An 18,834-nucleotide genomic window follows, 5' to 3' on the forward strand; every position below is an offset into this window, starting at 1 on the left:
ATGTCTAAACACAATCCCTCAAGGGTATGATGAATCAGTTTCTCAACTAATATCATCTTCATGTGATAATCGTTTCTTCAACAAATTACCTGCTACATTTTTGGCAATCATTTCCTTCAATGAACGTGTATATTTAAGTCAGCAATTTCAGATGAACAGTTGGCCGTCTCTTAAACCGCCCTTACTCATCAAAAACCCTTTCTCAATACTTCAAATTAACGTCCCGCATAAAACGGGGTGGCAAAAGTATGAACGAAATCTCATTCCGCAAAATTTTTTGAGAAAATAATTCGAAAAAAACTTGTTTTTCAAGCAAATCATTAAAAATCAACTACTAAATCGTTCAAAATTTCGACCAATATTTTACTAAAAACGGCTAAAATTTACTCTAACCGGCAAATATTACCACTCTCCAATTCACAAACTTGTTTTTGATGATTTTTATGTTGTTGTTTGTGTTAATCAAAACGTACTTCATACTATGGCAGGTGTAAACAAAGTCATTTTAATTGGAAACTTGGGTAAGGACCCTGAATTAAAATATCTGGAAGGGAATATCGCCCGTGTAAATTTTAGTCTTGCAACTTCCGAATCATTTAAAGACAAAAACGGTAATCGCATTGATCAAACCGAGTGGCATAACATTGTCATGTGGCGCACGCTTGCAGAAACAGCCGAAAAACTTTTAAAAAAAGGTATGCAGGTTTATATTGAAGGCAGATTGCAAACCCGACAATGGAATGATAAAGACGGAAACAAACGCAGTACCACTGAAATTGTTGCCGACCAATTTGTAATTTTACAACGCCGCGATCAAAATCAACAAAATTCCGGAGATTCTAACGAAGGCACAAACAGCAGTGATTTACCATTTTAATTTGAAAACATTCTTAAAATATTTTTTAGCACTCCTTACTCCTTGTTTATTGCTAACCGCATGCGAAGATGAAGATGATAAAATTTATTCGCCTAAACCGCGTGGTTATTTTAAAATTGATTTTCCGGAAAAGAAATACATTTCTTTCGATACAACTTGCCCTTATCGTTTCGAAATTCCTGCCTATGCAACTATAAGTAATGATAAACATAAAAACGCAGAGCCTTGTTGGTATAATATCAGCTTTCCGAAATTCGGAGCAACGATTCACTTAAGTTATAAAGCGGTAAATAATGACCTCAACGTTTTTCTGGAAGACTCCCGCAATTTTGCTATCCGTCATCAAATTAAAGCAACCGGTTTAGATGAATCTTTAGTGATAAGAGACAGCGCCAAAGTGTATGGTTTAGTTTACGATATTGCCGGTAACACTGCTTCATCCGTTCAGTTTTATCTTACCGACAGCACACATCATTTTTTAAGAGGCGCTCTATATTTTGATGCAGTTCCGAACATCGATTCACTTAAAATCGTGATTGATTTTTTACGCGAAGATATTTTACATCTCGTAAAAACATGCGAGTGGAAATCCACCCCATCTGTTGCGAAAAAATAATTTGATTAATTAAAAACCCTTAAGGTATTACCATCAAAACTGGTTCCGTAAAGTTTTAATGGTAAGGTGGCTGGTCCTGACATTACAGCGCCATCTACAATTTGCCATTTTGATCCGCTTATGGTATCCCTACATGTGAAATTGTCTGATTGAACCTTTGCGCGTGCTTCAAAATTATCAGCGTCGTAAGTTGAAGCACGCTCCAATGCTACGAAATCTGTTTGTGATTTCCTGTAAACAATAATTCCGTGTATACCACCATTAAAATACATCCAACCTCCGGCAGTTTGCAATTTAAAATTTAATGGGTCATTTGGATAAATATTAAGATTAACAGGCGTGTACGGAATATTACTGTTATTCACTTGCTGCGCCTTCTTTTTACACGACAAAACCACTAGCAAGCAGATTACAAGCGCTGATACAATTTTTATTTTTTTAGGGAAAAACATTTACAATTACTTCCTGTTAAAGCATTACCTTTACACAAATTTACAAAAATGCAGGAACTCAACCAAAACGAAGTAAAACCTAAGAGCAACCCCTTGCTTCCACTTTACTTTTCAATTGTTTTGGTTATTGGGATTTTCGCGGGTTATTTTTTCTCCTTCGAAAATACAATTATCAGCGATAACTCGATGCCGGGTAAAAGCAATCCGTATCGTAAAATCAATAATTTATTAGATTATATAGAAGAACAATATGTTGACTCCATTAACAAAAAACAATTAGTGGAAAAAACGGTTACATCCATGTTGAAGAGTCTTGATCCGCACTCTGATTATATTCCCGCCGAAGATTTTAAACATGTGAATGAATCTTTACAAGGTAATTTTGAAGGCATAGGTATAGAATTCAATATTTACGGAGATACCATTCGTGTCATTACTCCCATTGCCGGCGGACCATCCGAAAAGCTTGGTGTAAAAGCCGGTGATAAAATCATAAAGGTAGACGGGAAAAATGTAGCCGGTGTAAAAATAACGAATAAGGAAGTGTTTGATAAACTTCGTGGAGAAAAAGGCTCGGTTGTTGTTGTTACTGTTTTAAGAAGCGGCGTTAAAAAAACAATCGACTTCAGTATTACACGCGATGAAATTCCACTTTACAGCGTTGATGTTTCCTATATGGTTAAACCCGGCATCGGTTATATAAAAGTTAGCCGATTTGCTTCTACAACTTACGATGAATATCTCAAAGCTTTTAATGATTTAAGCACTAAAGGGATGAAGAAATTAATCTTGGATTTACGTGGTAACCCGGGAGGATTTTTGAAAGCAGCCGTAGATATTGCCGACGAATTTTTAACTAACGGTCTGCAAATTGTATACACGCAAGGTCGTGCCAACCCTAAAAAAACTTATAAAGCCAGTACACATGGAAGTTTTGAAAATAATCCGCTTGTAATTTTAATTGATGAAGGAAGTGCCAGTGCCAGCGAAATTGTAGCCGGTGCAGTTCAGGATAATGATCGCGCGACCATAATTGGCCGTCGTAGCTTTGGAAAAGGTTTAGTGCAAGATCAGTTGGATTTACCGGATGGCTCTGCCATTCGCCTGACTATTGCGCGTTACTACACACCAACCGGAAGGTGTATTCAAAAACCTTATGACGAAGGCAATGAAGCGTATTACAATGAAGAAATCGAAAGATACAACGACGGAGAATTAGTACATGCCGATAGCTCTAAACTTGATAAGAGTAAGCAATACATTACACCGGGAGGGAAAATTGTTTACGGTGGCGGCGGAATTATGCCTGATATTTTTGTACCACTTGACACAGCAAAATACACTCCATTCGTAAACCGGGCTTTTTATGCGGGTGTCATTAATACGTTTGCTTTTGAATATTGTGATAAACATCGTGCCGAATTGCTGAAAGCCTACTCGGCGGATAAATTTGTAAGTAATTATACCCTAAACGATAACGTGATGAATGAGTTTTTTACTTTTTCGAAAAACAAAAAAGTAGAAGGAACTCAAGCTGAATTTGAGAAAAGCAAAACCAATCTAAAACAGCTGCTTAAAGCACTTATTGGCCGAAACCTTTTTGATAAAGACGCTTATTATCCTATCATTAACCAAACCGACAATAGCATTAAAAAAGCGGTTGAAGTTCTTGAAAAACCATAAAGTAGTTTAAAAGTGTTTAATTAAGTAACTAACACTTTATGGTTTTTATCATAATTTAATTTTTAAAAACTCAATTAATACCTAACTTCGGGTATTCATTTATTAACCTTTAAAAACAAAAAAATATGGCTTTTGAATTACCAAAATTACCTTACGCATTTAATGCGTTGGAGCCGCATATCGATGCGCGTACCATGGAAATACATCATGGAAAACACCACAATGCTTACGTAACCAATTTAAATGCTGCAGTTACAGGAACAGATGCGGAAAAATTAAGCATCGAGGAAATTTGTAAAAATATTTCTAAGTATCCGGTGGCTGTTCGTAACAATGGTGGCGGACATTACAACCATACTTTATTCTGGAACATCATGGCTCCAAACGCTGGTGGTGTACCAACCAATGAAGTTGGAAAAGCGATTGAAGCTGAATTTGGATCATTCGATAATTTCAAAACTCAATTTGCTCAAGCAGGTGCTACACGTTTTGGTTCTGGATGGGCTTGGTTATGCGTAAAAGAAGGAAAATTAGCAGTATGCTCTACGCCTAATCAAGATAATCCTTTAATGGATTTACCTGACACTTGTAAAGGCACGCCGGTATTAGGAATGGATGTGTGGGAACACGCTTATTACTTACATTACCAAAATCGTCGTCCGGATTATATCAGCGCATTTTTTAATGTTATTAACTGGAATAAAGTAAACGAACTTTATTTAGCGGCTAAGAAATAATCCTTCGACAAGCTCAGGACTGGCGCTAAGTTCATTTTGAATAACATTAAATTGTTTAATCTTTTAAAAAAGGGATTGTTTTCGCGACAATCCCTTTTTTATTTTTGATTAACGTGTCACGTCGAGCGGAGTCGAGACGCGGCCTGATAGTTCTCGACTCCGCTCGAACTGACATAAAATATGATTCATAAGCATACCGTTGACTCGATCTAAAATGAAAAAAATCATTCTCATACTTTTCACCCTTCTTTGCGCAAAGATAAATGCAGACAATGGGGTTATTGTTTATTGGGATAGTTGTCATACCGTTACTGAAGTAAGTGTGATTGAATTTAAAAACTTAGAAAAAGAAAGACCGCTTCCGATTTTAAAACGCTTAAGAGAAAAACAATTCAACCGACAAAAATTAACGGCAGCTCTTTTAGCATTTCCGTTTCCGTTTGGGATTGTTGGATTGCATCGAATTTATTTAGGAACCAAACCCTATGTACCTGTAGCGTATATCGCCAGCTTAGGCGGGATATTCGGAATACTACCTCTGGTAGATTTTTTTGTAATACTTTTTGATAAGGATTTTGATTCTTACAAGAATAACGATAAAGTATTAATGTGGGTGAAATAGTCGGGTTAAAACAGAACTTTAAACGTAATTCTCGCCCTTTTGCACCTTCACATCATTCACAAAGTTTCGTATTTGCTGCTCGTCCTGCTTTTTGCAAATCATCAATACATCTTCCGACTCTACCACAATATAATCTTCCAAACCTTGTAACACCACTAATTTGTTTTTAGGTACTTGTACAATGCAGTTATTGCAATCGTACTGCATTACGTTTTTACCTACAATAGCGTTTTTATTATCATCGTGTTTTAAATGCGTATATAAAGAACCCCAGGTGCCTAAGTCGCTCCACCCGATGATAGAAGAACGTACATAAACATTCTTCGCTTTTTCCATCACCGAATAATCGATAGAAATATTTTTACAGGTATTGTATGCCTTTTTTATAAAAGCTGCTTCATTCTTTGTATTGTAATCATCCCATCCTTCTTTAAACACATTCGCTAATTCAGGATCGTGAGTTTCCATTGCTTTGGTAATACTCTCTGTGCTCCAAATAAAAATTCCTGAGTTCCATAAAAAGTCGCCACTCTCCATGAAAAACTTTGCCATATCGTGGTCAGGCTTCTCAGTAAATGTTTTTACTTTATAAATACGCTTATCCTTTTCCTTTTTATCGGATTCTATAAACTGAATATAGCCATATCCGGTATCCGGACGAGTAGGTTTAATTCCTAAGGTTACCAAACAATCTTCTTTCTCGGCCTTTGCAAAACAAGAATTAATGGCTTTCACAAACGTATCTTCTTTTGTAATTAAATGGTCGCTTGGTGCTACGATTGTTATGGCTTTTGGATTTATCTTATGAATTTTATAAGAAGCATACGCCACACAAGGCGCAGTGTTCTTACGAGAAGGTTCACATAAAATATTTTGCTTTGGTAATTTAGGAAGTTGCGTACTACACAGCTCTTCATACGAAGAACTCGTTACCACAAAAATATTTTCATTCGGACAAACACGCAATAATCGATCATAGGTTTGTTGCAATAAAGTGCGACCTGTCCCTAAAATATCCAAGAACTGTTTAGGGTGAGAGCTAGTGCTCATTGGCCAAAAACGTGTACCAACGCCGCCGGCCATAATTATTGCATAGTGATTCTTCATAAGTTCGAGTCGCAAAAATATAAAAATTACAGTGTAAATTCCGTCTAAAATTGTTACTAAAACGTAAAAGATTAGGTATTTGGGTTTTATTAACCTATCTTTGTGCCCGAAATCACTGTTTAGTGAGTTTAACTCGAGCGAATTTTGTCGGCCGTATGGCATTAACTGCGGAGTTGAATTTTCTGAAGCAGTTAATGTTTAATCTAAAATAAAAATTATGACTTTTGAAGAACTAGGGCTTCACGCAAGCCTTATGCAAGCCATTAAAGATCTTGGCTACACAAATCCTACGCCTATTCAACAACAATCTATTCCGTTGTTAACTACAACGCAAACCGATGTTGTTGCATTAGCACAAACAGGAACCGGTAAAACTGCCGCGTTTGGTTTTCCTATTTTAAACACTATTGATGCAAGCGATAAAGATACGCAAGCATTAATCTTAGCGCCAACGCGCGAATTGTGTTTACAAATTACCAACGATTTAAAAAACTTCGGTAAATACGTTAAAGGTTTAAATATTACAGCTGTATATGGCGGCTCTAGTATTGTAAATCAGATTAACGAAATTAGAAACGGAGTACAAATTATTGTTGCTACACCCGGACGTTTAGTTGATTTAATTGAACGCCGTGCGGTAAAATTACAAACCATCAACATCGTTGTACTGGATGAAGCGGATGAAATGTTGAACATGGGTTTTAAAGATGACTTAGATGTTATTCTTGAACAAACGCCTTCTACTAAAAACACTTGGTTATTTAGCGCTACTATGCCTAAAGAAGTAGAACGCATTGCGCGTAACTACATGAGCAATCCTGCTGAAATAAGCGCGGGTAAGCGTAATGAAGGTGCAGAAAACATTAAACATATTTATTATTTAGTAAATCAACGCGATCGTTATTTAGCATTAAAGCGTATTGCCGATTTCTATCCGGAAATTTTCGGAATGGTATTTTGCCGTACCAAAGCAGAAACCCAACAAGTAGCCGATGCTTTAATTAAAGATGGTTACAGCGCTGATGCTTTACATGGTGATTTATCGCAATCGCAACGTGATTTTGTAATGAAACGTTTCCGTAACCGCACTTTACAAATGTTAGTGGCTACCGATGTTGCCGCACGTGGTATTGATGTGGATAATATTACACACGTTATCAATTACAATTTACCGGAAGATGTAGAAAATTATACGCACCGAAGCGGACGTACAGCACGTGCGGGTCGTTCAGGTATGTCAATCGCTATTATTACTCCGAAAGAAACCGGAAGAATTAAAGACATTGAACGTATCCTAAACAAAAAGTTTGAAAGCGCGCCAATTCCTGATGGAGTTGAAGTATGCGAAAAACAATTGTTTCACTTGGTGAAAAAATTACACGATGTAGAAGTTCGTGATGAAGACATCGAAAAATATTTACCAAAAGTTTATGAGGAATTAAAAGACCTTAGTAAGGAAGAAATCATTAAACGATTTATTTCAGAAGAGTTTAACCGTTTCTATGACTACTACCAAAATGCGCCTGATTTAAATTCAGCGAAAGACGGTGGAAACAACAATAAAACGAAACGCTTCTTCGTAAATGTTGGTATGATGGATGGCTTTAATAAAAATTCTTTGAAAGAGTTTTTAGCTGAATCAGCAAAAGTACATTCGCGTATGGTATTTAATGTAGACGTTAAAAACAGTTTTTCGTTTTTTGAAACCGAAAGTAAATTCGTTGATGATTTCATGTCGGTGAATAAATCCGGCATTGAATTTAATAACCGTAAAGTATCTCTTGAAATTTCCGAAAAACGTTACAAAGAAAGTAGCGGCGGCTCAGGTGGTGGCGATAGAAAATTTGGAGGCGGCCGTTCAGGCGGTGGTGACAGAAAATACAGCGATCGTAAATCATTTGGCGACCGCAAATCATCAGGTGGCGATAGAAAATTCGGCGACAAAAAATACGGAGAGAAATCGTATGGCGATAAAAAGTTCAGCGATAAGAAACGCGATGGCGACAAAAAGCGTGATGGCGACTCTAAAGAAAAAAAATCATTTGGTTCGCGTGATGGCTTAAGCAGAAGACAACGCTACGCCAAGAAATAAATTTTAATACCTTTAAAAACCCCGAGCCAAAAGCCGGGGTTTTTCATTTTTTAACGTAAATAATTGATATTTAGCGATATAAATTTCAAATATATTCTATTTTTGCTGTAACAAAACCTCTTTACCATACGTCTTATTACTGTAAATGACCGTAACCGAATATAATAACTGCGTGGATACACATTCGGATGCTTTGTATCGCTTCATCTTGAAGCATATTAAGGATAAGGATGCTGCGCGCGATATTGTACAGGATACTTTCGAAAAAATGTGGCGTAAGGTAGATCAGGTTGAAGCTGAAAAAGCAAAATCATATTTATTTACTACCGGATACCACACTTTAATCGATTACACGCGTCGTGCAAAAAAACAAGGCAGTTTTAATGAAGTTCAGGAGCACAATTTAGCTTACGAAAAAAACTATAGCGACTTAAAAGCTATTCTAAATGAAGCTTTAGATAAGTTGCCTGAAATTCAAAAGACAGTGATTATGCTGCGCGACTACGAAGGTTACGATTATGCTGAGATTGGTGAAATTACCAATTTAAGCGAGAGTCAGGTTAAAGTTTATATTTTCAGAGGACGTCAGTTTCTGAAAAATTACATTGGTAAAATGGAGGTTGTAATATGAAAGCGGCAAACATCACATTAGAAAATTATGAAGCTTACTTGCTCGACTATATGGAAGGCAATTTAAGTAAAGCTGATACTGCATTATTACAACAGTTTGTTGTTTTACATCCTGAATTAAACATCGATTTAAGTGAGTTGGAATTGGTAGAGCTGGAAGCTGCAAACGTTACTTTTGAAAACAAGAATAATCTTAAAAAAGAAATTACACCACTTGTAAGCGATGAAGAATATGTTGATTATATAGAGAATAATTTATCTGCTGCAGAAAAAAACAAAATAGAATCATTAGCTTCTCAATACCCTTCAGTTAAAAAAGAATTAGGCTTGTTTCAGAAAACAATTTTACAACCTGAACTGAATATTGTATTTGAAAACAAAAGCGATTTAAAGAAAGAGGCAAAAGTTATCTGGTTATTCAGCCGTCAAACTTTATCTATGGCTGCTGCTTTATTATTATTGGTAACCTTTGTGTTTATGTTCCGTTTCTTTAATGTTGAAAATAATAGCGGACAAGAATTAAGCGAAGTAAAAGTTTTAAATACCAACACAATCGCGCCGCTTAATTCCGATGAAAATAAAGAAAACACAAATACTGCGAGTGAATCCGCATCAGAAACCGAAAACTCTGTTAATACTACTAAAAACACGCTTGCTAATGTTAGCTTAAAGAATAAAATCAAAAATACAAGCATTGGTTCTAACTCAGCCACTGTAACAGAACCTGAAGTTATTGTAAACAATAACAGTGTTACTCCTTCAGAAAATAATGCAATCGCCTCTTTAAATACTTCAAGCGTGAGCGCCAATAATACAATCAATGAAATTGCTCCTTCTTCTGAAGTAAAAAATAAAAAAGCATACATCATCACCGAGCAAGCTTATGATGAAGATGAAAAAGCCGTAGCGAGCAATACCGAGAAAAAAGGATTATTCGATCGTGCTCGTAAAGCGTTAAAGAATCTGAATCAAATGGGTGTAAAAACACTTAATGCCACTGAAAACGTTCATGGCGATACCGAAGAGTACACTTTATCGGTAGGTAATTTTACAGTTTATAAAAATAAATTCAATTAAGCTGTAACTTTTTTTAATCACCGTTCGTCTTATTACTAAACGGCCGAATTAAAAACATTAAACTATGAATACAAAAAACATATTACTGTCACTCGCCTTTGTAAGTACCTTTGCGGCTTGTGCACAAAACACGGATAAACGTAACATCAGTAACTTTACTAAAATTAACGCTACCGGGGTTGCAAGCATCGTTTACGAAAATAGCAATACAACTTCTTTAATTATTGAAGGCGATGCAAATGAAATTAAAAACATTGAAACTGTTGTTAAGGGAAATGTACTGTATGTAAAAGCCAATGGTAATTACAAACATTCCTTTAAAATTAAAATCACAAGTCCGCAATTAGATGCTTTAAATATGTCAGGTGCTTCTAACTTCAAGGCTCCTGCACCGGTAAAAGCAGAAACGTTCTCAATTATTGCTAAAGGAGCGAGTTCAGTGGAGATGCCTTTAAGCGCGAAAAAAGTAATCAGCGAAATGGAAGGCGCTTCCAATATTAAATTGAGTGGAAACACTACTGAATTAGTGGCCGACTTAAGTGGCGCATCTAGTTTAAAAGCCGGTGATTTGATTTCTCAAAACACATTGGTAACAGCCAGTGGCGCTTCATCTGCAAAGGTGTATGCCTCACAAAAATTAGTCACTAACTCAAGCGGAGCCAGCGATATTAAGTACAATGGTAATCCCACTGAAATTTTAAGAAAAGAAACATCCGTAAATAACTAAACATTATATAAAAATATTATGAAAGCAAAATACATACTTACAGCCATTGCAGCCATCACTGCATGCGGACTAAACGCTCAAAGCTCACAAACCCGCGAAATAAGCAGCTTTACAAAAATTGACGCCTCAGGTGCTCCAACCATTTCTTATCGCCAGTCGGATACTTTAAGTCTGACTGTTGAAGCCAACGAAAGTGAATTCAATAACATTGAAACCAAAGTGAGCGACAATACACTTTTTATTAAAGCCAGCGGTACCATTAAAGGGTCTTACAAAATCAGAATCACCGGTAATACTTTAAATAATCTTTCTTTATCGGGTGCAACAAATTTTAAAACAATCGGAAATTTAAAAGCTGACTCTTTAACCATTGAAGCTTCAGGCGCAAGTAATATTAACATCGATTGCGAAACACGCAGCATAAAAACAATTGCTGCCGGAGCATCACAGGTTAATTTAAGCGGAACCAATAAAAATCTTTATGCAGATGTGAGTGGCGCATCCAGTTTAAAATCTTACAAATTAATGAACGAAAACGTAGACGTTACCGCATCTGGTGCTTCTACAGCTAAAATTTTCTCTTCACAAAAACTACGCGCCAACGCAACCGGCGCGAGTAGCATTAAATTTAAAGGCGACCCTAAAGAAGTTTCGGCAGAAGGTTCTTCCTCATCGCAAATTGTAAAAATTGCGCCGGACGATTCACAAAAAAAAGTGACCGGTAAAGACTCATCAAGCACAAGTTTTAATTGGGGTAATAAGAAAATTATCATTGCCGATGACGACCATAAAATCGACAGCATTCACTCCGCCCGTGAACGCAGTCAGGCTTTCCGTCACTGGAACGGCGTATTCTTCGGTGTTGCCGGCTATACCGCACCAAATTACGACTTCTCGATTGATAAACCACACAATTACATGGAACTGGATTATACACGCTCATTTAACTGGCAAATCAATTTATTCCAGCAAAACATTCACATCTATAAAAACTATGTTAACCTTGCTACCGGTTTAGGATTCGACATGAATCTGTATCACTTCGAAAACAAAGTAAAGTTAAATGCTGATAGTTCTTTCACCTGGGGAAATGTAGATTCAACCAATACATTCAGCTATAAGAAAAACCGTTTAAGCTCTTACTTCGTGCAAGTACCATTATTGCTTGACTTCAACACAAGCTCCAATCCGAAAAAGGCATTTCATGTTTGCGTTGGGATAGTTGGAAAGTATTTATTAGGCGGAAGAACCAAACAAATTGTTGTAAAAAATGGTGATACCTTTAAAAATACCCGTAACGACAGCTACAACATGAATCCGTTTCAGTTTGCCGGTTACGTAAGTGTGGGTTATGGTAATGTAACCTTATTTGCTCAATCAAATTTAAATGAAATGTTTAAACAAAATAAGGGGCCTGAACTTTACCCCTTCAGTGTAGGCGTAAGACTAATCAATTTCAACTAAGTTCCATTTTTCAAGTTTTGTGTGTTACCCCGCGGAGAAATTCGCGGGGTTTTTATTTAACGAATATTTTCAATTTAAATCCCGAATTATTCATCGGTTTTTTTAATTTTGATTATGCGATTACTCGGTACACTTTTAATGACGCTTTGCATTGCAAGCTGCACTTCACAAACTTCTGTTGAGTTTATTAATCCAAGTGGAAAAACTTTAAAAGACCGCATCAAAGCACCGCATAGTTTCGAAAGAATCAACGATACTTCTACTACATATGATGAATTTCTGCGCTCTTTACCTTTAAAACCGGCCGGCCAAAAAGTTTACTTGTACAACGGCCAGTTAAAAAACCGTCAGGATGTTTATGATGCTGTTGTAGATTATGACATCGGCAAAAAAGATTTGCAACAGTGTGCCGATGCAGTGATGCGAATTCATGCCGAGTACCTATATCACTCTTTACAATTCAGTAAAATACATTTCAATTTCACCAATGGGGTAAGAGCAGAATTTGTGAATTATGCGGAAGGTTATCGTTTTAATCCTAAAACCAATAAATGGACTAAAACCGCGGGAGTTGATTATTCGTATGAAACGTTTAAAAAATACCTTGAATTAGTTTACACATATGCAGGCTCTTTATCATTAAGCAAAGAACTTGTGCCGGTTAAAAACATCAAAGACATTAAACCCGGTGATGTATTTATAAAAGGCGGCTCGCCCGGACATGCCGTTACAGTTATGGACGTCGTAAAAAACAAGTTAACCGGACATATTATGTTTACCATTGCACAAAGCTATATGCCCGCGCAAAGCATTCATGTACTGAAAAATTTTAACGAGCCTATAATGAGTCCTTGGTACAACGTGAATTTCGGAAATGAATTGAAAACTCCCGAATGGACCTTCAGTAAAGATGAATTAATGCGGTTTAAGGATTAAACTCTTACGCCAATAACGCACACATCATCTATCTGTTCATTGTTGCCCTTCCATTTTAAAAACGCCTCCCTTAGAGAATCCTTTTGTTGCTGAAGATTTTTGCTGGCGTTGTTCATTAAATATTCTTTTAATTGCGATGCCTTAAACTTTTTTCCCTTTGGTCCGCCAAACTGATCTTGAAAACCATCTGATGCAATATAAATGAAATCTCCTTTGTGCAATTGAGTAGCATGCGTTGTAAAGGGTGTGGAATTAATATGCCTGCCAATAGGTTGCTTGTCGGCTTTAAATTCTACAATAGTATTATCTCTCAATAACCATAACGGATTATTCGCTCCCGCCCACTTTAACTCGAGTGACTTAGTATTGAGAGCGGCCAAAGAAATATCCATTCCGTCCTTCACATCTTCTCCACTCTTACTCAATTCATCTATGATTATTTCTCGCGTGCTATCCAAAATTTTTCCGGGATCTGTCAAATTACTTTCACGAACCGAACGATTAAGCGCGTTATTACATACAACACTCATCATTGCGCCCGGAACTCCATGTCCGGTACAATCAGCAGCCGCGAACAATACCACATCACCTACTTTTTCTATCCAGTAAAAATCCCCTGCCACCACATCCTTTGGCATGTATAAAACAAAATACTCCCTTAAATGAGAAGCAATAATTTCCTCGCTTGGCAAAATTGCCTTTTGAATTCGCTTAGCATACGTAATAGAATCTGTAATCTCTTTATTTTTTAACTCAAGTCCCTCTTTTTGGGAAACGATAATAGACTCATATTCCTTATTGATTCCCATAAAATAATAACCTACGATAAATACAATTAACATACCCATTATAAAGAAAACAATGGTAAAACTAGCTCTTACCTCAATTGAAATATCCGCTATAGGGCTTACGTAATTAAACAGATATTGCTGCAATAAATAAAAGAATGTTGTAATCATAAAAATAACGCCCCTATCGACATTAGTTTTAAATATGATTACTCCTACCAGCAGGATAGGCATAAACATGACATGATTATTTATTCCTTTACCCACAGAAACTCCCATAAAAACTATAAACAAAGAGCTAATTAAATACAAATAATATTTCGCGAATTTAAACCACCGGTACTGATGAAAAACCAAAGTTGCCATAAACAAAAAAACCATAGACGAAACGGCATAAATCATTTTTAACCCGTTAATAAAAATTTCTATAGGAATATAAACCGCCATAATAAGCGGAATAAAAATCATTAATCTATTAATAAGAATTACCTCACGAAATTCCATTACGGACTCATCCTCCCGTAAGCCAATACGTGATAATTTGTGCCAATGATTTATAATTGATTCCTTCATTTATGATAACATAAATGTAATAAAGTTAAAATAATTTGCAAGTATGCGGATTAAATTAAACCCAATTGATTTCCTTCTTCAATAAAGAAAGTGTTTTGGACTCTTCAGAATTTATCTCCGGTACAAAATTATATTCCCAGCTAGCGAATTTGGGTAAACTCATTAATATAGATTCGATACGACCGTTTGTTTCCAGTCCGAACTTAGTTCCTTTATCGTACACTAAATTAAATTCAACGTAACGCCCTCTGCGCAGCAATTGCCATTGCTTATGACGCTCGGTAAAAGATTTATTTTTATTACGACGGATCAGTTCTACATATATCGGAGCAAAAGCTTCACCAACTTCTTTCCAGAATGAAAGATTTTTTTCAAAGCTCATGCCATCTCCCTCATTTAAACGGTCAAAAAATATTCCGCCAATACCACGTGTTTCATTACGGTGCGCTATAAAAAAATAATCATCCGCCCATTTTTTGAACTTCGTGTAATAATTTGCATGATGCTTGTCGCAAACTTTTTTTAATTCACCGTGAAAATATTTCGCATCGTCCTCCACTACATAGTGCGGTGTTAAATCTATTCCACCACCCAACCACTTCACACCACCGGTCATCTCGAAATAACGAATATTCATATGAATAATCGGCAACATAGGACTATTCGGATGAATCACAATGGAGGCTCCTGTAGCAAAAAATTCCGATGCACTTTTATCAGCCGAACTATGCTCTTTGTCTCTCAATAAGAATTCCGGTGTTTTCCCATGAACTGCTGAGAAATTGACACCGCCTTTTTCAATGACAGCACCATCTTTCATTACACGGGTTCTTCCGCCGCCACCTTCAGCTCTCTCCCATTTCTCTTCTAAAAATTTTGATTTGCCGTCAGCCTTTTCAAGCGCCGAACAAATAGAATCTTGCAATTGCATTAACCAATTGGCAATATTGTCTTTGTTTATTTCCACTGACTGCGGTATAACTGATAATTACTATAACGGAAAATATAGGCACCGCGATTTTCAAATCCTGTTGTGGCGTCCGGATGAAAAAATTTAAATCGCAAAAAATTCCCATCAAACGGATATTTGTCTAACTCACTTATAAAGGAAGGACCGTGCTGCTTTAAATGCGTTAAATAATATTGAGCGATATCAAAACCCATGAAATAATAATCGGAAGGATCTGACGACATTTCGGTTTGATAACTTAAAATGGCACTTGAATACGCCTTTAAGTTAACAATGTTGTTTTGTGAAGGAAAAGTATAATTAACACGGTTGAGATATTCCTGATCAATATTATCCGTTTGCGTTACATTTTGCCAACCTGCTAACACTACATCCTTTTTATCTGACCAAACCGCCAACTGCGTTACAAAATCCGCTAAATAAACTTGATTGTTGCTGAATAAAACGTAAATATTTTTCTTACCCTCAACGTACTTAGCCTTCGCGCCTGCCAAACCTTTTACCTCAACCACACTGTCTTTTAAAGATATATTTAATTGTTTCAATCGTTCGTTGTAATAATTTTTAAATGCTTTTACATACTGTTGTTCTTTCAGCATTCCATTATTGACAATGAACACTGCTGAGTTTCCTTTACACGAATCAATACAATACTCAGCCAACGCTTCCATTAACGTAAACTGAGATGGATTTGTTTTGGAAGCTAAATTATTTTTAAATAGAATTTTATTCTGTTGCGTAAAAGGAGAAACCAATGGGATAGAATATTGTTTGGCGTAAGCGGAAACAGTTTTGAAACCGGAAGGATAAACCGGACCTACGATCAAATCAAGTGATTTAAACTCATTGCTCTTGCACAAGTTTTCAATTTTCGCCGAATCCTTATCATCAACATCATAAATAAACGTTTCCACTTTGCAATCAGCACTCTTCAATGAATCCATTGCTTTCTGAAATCCTAATAAAAAATCTACGGAATACGATTGCAACTGCGGAAAGTTTGCTTTGGATTGCGTTAATACACCCGGATCTAACAACTCCGATTCATCTATTTTAAAAGGCAACATTAAACCAATGTTGTATTTTTCTTTCTTATCCTTTGGTTTAGAAATTGTACTGTCTTGCAAAACGGGTGTATTGTTTCCATTGCCATTAAAAGTGATGGCTTTAATTTGTGCGTTCGCCTTACCGAAATTTTTCTTCTCGCCCACAATCAACATCTGATCGGGTTTAATGCCTGAACTTATGGAAGGATTATAAGCTTCTAATTGCGCGCTTGTTAGTTCATATTGCTTGCAAATAGAATAAATCGTTTCCTTTTTTACCACTTTATGATAAACGTAACGATTCGTATCGAGATTAGTTGAATTTGTATTATTGGTAATTGGCTTAACTGAATTAGCAGGCTTTAAGTCGAACGGGATTTTTAACTCCTGCCCTGCCTTAATGCCATCAATAGCCTCATCATTGTCGGCCAAAATAACATTCACATCCGTGCCGTAAATTTTCGAAATAGCGTAAAGGCTCTGTCCTTTCTCAACTTTATGAATGTAATACTTTTTATTATTGATGGTTCGTATATCAGTAGATTTCTCCTGTGCATGTATAAGAAAAGACAAAAACATAAATACAAAAGTCAATGTACTTACTGCATATGTTCTTTTAAATCTAATCATTTTCATTCTTATACTTTCTTCTTACTCCTTATACTTTTCACCTTTCCCCTACTACTCCCACTCAATAGTTGCCGGTGGTTTTGAACTAATATCATACACCACGCGATTAACGCCACGTACTTTATTAATAATTTCGTTCGACATCTTCGCTAAAAACTCATATGGTAAATGCACCCAGTCGGCTGTCATACCGTCTGTAGAAGATACTGCACGCAGCGCCACTACATTCTCATATGTACGCTCATCACCCATTACACCAACACTCTGCGCGTTTAATAAAATCGCACCTGCTTGCCAAACCGTATTATATAAATCGTGAGATTTTAGGCCATTAATAAATATGGCATCCACCTCTTGTAATATTTTCACTTTCTGCTCACTGATATCACCTAAGATACGAATCGCTAAACCCGGACCCGGGAACGGATGACGATTCAAAATATTATCGTCAATTTCCAAGGCGCGACCTACTCTTCTCACTTCATCTTTAAACAAACTACGTAATGGCTCTACCACTTGTAATTTCATGAAGTCAGGTAATCCGCCCACATTATGATGTGATTTAATAGTTGCACTCGGACCTTTTACAGAAACACTTTCAATCACATCCGGATAAATAGTTCCTTGTCCTAACCACTTCGCTTCCTTATCCAATTTAGATTCCTTATCAAATACGTCAATAAAAACCTTACCGATAATTTTTCTTTTTTGTTCAGGATCCGATACACCTTTTAAAGCTGAGTAAAATTCATTTTTCGCATCCACACCTTTCACGTTTAAGCCCATGTGCTTATATGAATCCAATACGCTGTTAAATTCATCTTTACGCAACAAACCATTATCCACAAAAATGCAATGCAAATTAGCGCCAATGGCTTTGTGTAATAATACGGCCGCCACACTGCTGTCAACACCGCCAGATAAACCCAAAATCACTTTATCATCGCCGATTTGTTTTTTCAAATCACTAATGGTTGTTTCGATAAAGGAAGCAGGTGTCCAGTTACCACTGCATTTACAAATATCATATACAAAGTTCTTCAGCAATTGTTGTCCATCGGTGCTATGATACACTTCAGGATGAAACTGAATAGCGTAGGTATCTTCACCTTCAATTTGGTATCCTGCCACTTTCACATCATGTGTACTTGCAATAATTTTATAATTAGAAGGCGTTTTTAAAATAGTATCACCATGACTCATCCAAACTTGTGAGCCCTCAAAAATATTATTGAATAATTTATTCTTTGAATCAACAAATTGTAAATGCGCGCGTCCGTATTCACGTGAATTAGATTTCCCCACTTCACCACCATAAAAATGAGCTAAATATTGTGCGCCATAACATACACCTAATAAAGGCATTTTACCTTTGATGTTTGATAAATCCGGCTTTGGCGGATTTTCTTCGCGCACGCTATGCGGACTACCTGAAAGTATAACACCTTTTATATCAGAGGTTATTTTTGGGATTTTATTGTAAGGATGGATTTCGCAGTACACATTTAGCTCACGTAACCTTCTGGCTATTAATTGTGTGTATTGAGAACCAAAGTCGAGGATTAAAATTTGTTCTTGCATAATGAATTAACAAAAATACAATTTATTAAGAGGTAATTTTAGCCAAAAAGAACTAATTTTTAAGAATAGATAAACATCCTAAAAACAGCTTTTGACGTTCGAAAATAAAAAAGCCTCTCACTACGTGAAAGGCTTGTGTTTTTTGTCGGGGTGGCCAAACGCCCGAAATATCGGAAAATATCGCTATATCAATAGTTTGGGGGTGATTATTTCTCTCGGATATCCT

At 36.4% G+C, this 18,834-nt stretch carries 18 protein-coding genes; 12 read left to right on the top strand and 6 right to left on the bottom strand.

Annotated features, from left to right (window positions below):
* The 3 genes from J0L69_15235 to gldD form a co-directional block, all read left to right on the top strand.
* Nucleotides 1-289 (top strand): hypothetical protein (locus tag J0L69_15235; GenBank protein MBN8694547.1); only part of this gene is annotated, 289 nt, incomplete at its 5' end.
* A 192-nt stretch (nt 290-481) separates the two neighbouring features.
* A complete protein-coding gene (locus J0L69_15240; GenBank protein MBN8694548.1) occupies nt 482-877 on the top strand; it encodes a single-stranded DNA-binding protein in 396 nt (131 codons plus the stop codon).
* Between the two features lies 1 nt (nt 878).
* Complete coding sequence (gene gldD, locus J0L69_15245) at nt 879-1,493, top strand: gliding motility lipoprotein GldD (protein MBN8694549.1); 615 nt, start codon at nt 879-881, stop codon at nt 1,491-1,493.
* A gap of 5 nt (nt 1,494-1,498) precedes the next feature.
* Here gldD and J0L69_15250 read toward each other — a convergent pair whose 3' ends face one another.
* Entirely contained in the window at nt 1,499-1,945 is a 447-nt protein-coding gene (locus tag J0L69_15250) for a hypothetical protein (protein MBN8694550.1), read from the bottom strand.
* A gap of 48 nt (nt 1,946-1,993) precedes the next feature.
* Here J0L69_15250 and J0L69_15255 point away from each other — a divergent pair, with 48 nt between their 5' ends.
* The 3 genes from J0L69_15255 (at nt 1,994) to J0L69_15265 (ending at nt 4,987) form a co-directional block, all read left to right on the top strand.
* Nucleotides 1,994-3,628 (top strand): S41 family peptidase, encoded by a 1,635-nt coding sequence (locus J0L69_15255; GenBank protein ID MBN8694551.1) that lies wholly within the window; start codon nt 1,994-1,996, stop codon nt 3,626-3,628.
* A gap of 125 nt (nt 3,629-3,753) precedes the next feature.
* Nucleotides 3,754-4,365 carry a superoxide dismutase gene (locus tag J0L69_15260; protein MBN8694552.1) on the top strand — a complete coding sequence of 204 codons (612 nt, stop codon included), beginning with the start codon at nt 3,754-3,756 and terminating at the stop codon, nt 4,363-4,365.
* A gap of 214 nt (nt 4,366-4,579) precedes the next feature.
* Complete coding sequence (locus J0L69_15265) at nt 4,580-4,987, top strand: TM2 domain-containing protein (protein MBN8694553.1); 408 nt, start codon at nt 4,580-4,582, stop codon at nt 4,985-4,987.
* Nucleotides 4,988-5,005: 18 nt separating this feature from the next.
* Here J0L69_15265 and J0L69_15270 read toward each other — a convergent pair whose 3' ends face one another.
* On the bottom strand, nt 5,006-6,094 hold the full coding sequence (locus J0L69_15270) for a mannose-1-phosphate guanylyltransferase (GenBank protein ID MBN8694554.1): 1,089 nt from the start codon (nt 6,092-6,094) through the stop codon (nt 5,006-5,008).
* A 217-nt stretch (nt 6,095-6,311) separates the two neighbouring features.
* On the opposite strand from J0L69_15270, the gene J0L69_15275 reads away from it, so the two are divergent.
* The 6 genes from J0L69_15275 to J0L69_15300 all read left to right on the top strand — a co-directional run bounded on the left by J0L69_15275 (nt 6,312) and on the right by J0L69_15300 (nt 13,020).
* Entirely contained in the window at nt 6,312-8,186 is a 1,875-nt protein-coding gene (locus J0L69_15275; protein MBN8694555.1) for a DEAD/DEAH box helicase, read from the top strand.
* A gap of 145 nt (nt 8,187-8,331) precedes the next feature.
* A complete protein-coding gene (locus J0L69_15280; protein ID MBN8694556.1) occupies nt 8,332-8,817 on the top strand; it encodes an RNA polymerase sigma factor in 486 nt (161 codons plus the stop codon).
* Entirely contained in the window at nt 8,814-9,893 is a 1,080-nt protein-coding gene (locus J0L69_15285; protein MBN8694557.1) for a hypothetical protein, read from the top strand. The genes J0L69_15280 and J0L69_15285 overlap by 4 nt, the downstream gene beginning before the upstream one ends.
* Nucleotides 9,894-9,957: 64 nt before the next feature.
* On the top strand, nt 9,958-10,620 hold the full coding sequence (locus J0L69_15290; protein ID MBN8694558.1) for a DUF2807 domain-containing protein: 663 nt from the start codon (nt 9,958-9,960) through the stop codon (nt 10,618-10,620).
* A gap of 18 nt (nt 10,621-10,638) precedes the next feature.
* On the top strand, nt 10,639-12,084 hold the full coding sequence (locus J0L69_15295) for a DUF2807 domain-containing protein (protein MBN8694559.1): 1,446 nt from the start codon (nt 10,639-10,641) through the stop codon (nt 12,082-12,084).
* A 114-nt stretch (nt 12,085-12,198) separates the two neighbouring features.
* Nucleotides 12,199-13,020, top strand: coding sequence for a DUF4846 domain-containing protein (locus J0L69_15300; GenBank protein MBN8694560.1), 822 nt, complete (start codon nt 12,199-12,201; stop codon nt 13,018-13,020).
* Here the strand turns inward: J0L69_15300 and J0L69_15305 are convergent.
* Genes J0L69_15305 through guaA form a run of 4 tightly spaced genes read right to left on the bottom strand, consistent with a single transcriptional unit; the run spans nt 13,017 to nt 18,608 of the window.
* A complete protein-coding gene (locus tag J0L69_15305; protein ID MBN8694561.1) occupies nt 13,017-14,381 on the bottom strand; it encodes a SpoIIE family protein phosphatase in 1,365 nt (454 codons plus the stop codon). The two genes, J0L69_15300 and J0L69_15305, sit on opposite strands and share 4 nt — an antisense overlap.
* Before the next feature lie 55 nt (nt 14,382-14,436).
* Nucleotides 14,437-15,342, bottom strand: coding sequence for an oxygen-dependent coproporphyrinogen oxidase (hemF, locus tag J0L69_15310; protein ID MBN8694562.1), 906 nt, complete (start codon nt 15,340-15,342; stop codon nt 14,437-14,439).
* Nucleotides 15,339-17,027: a LysM peptidoglycan-binding domain-containing protein gene (locus tag J0L69_15315; protein MBN8694563.1), complete on the bottom strand. Its 1,689-nt coding sequence runs from the start codon at nt 17,025-17,027 to the stop codon at nt 15,339-15,341. Before J0L69_15315 ends, hemF begins: the two co-directional genes overlap by 4 nt.
* Nucleotides 17,028-17,078: 51 nt before the next feature.
* Nucleotides 17,079-18,608, bottom strand: coding sequence for a glutamine-hydrolyzing GMP synthase (gene guaA, locus J0L69_15320; protein MBN8694564.1), 1,530 nt, complete (start codon nt 18,606-18,608; stop codon nt 17,079-17,081).
* Nucleotides 18,609-18,834 lie beyond the last annotated feature (226 nt).

The sequence above is a fragment of the Bacteroidota bacterium genome, assembly GCA_017303905.1.
GTDB lineage: Bacteria > Bacteroidota > Bacteroidia > B-17B0 > Aurantibacillaceae > JAHEYG01.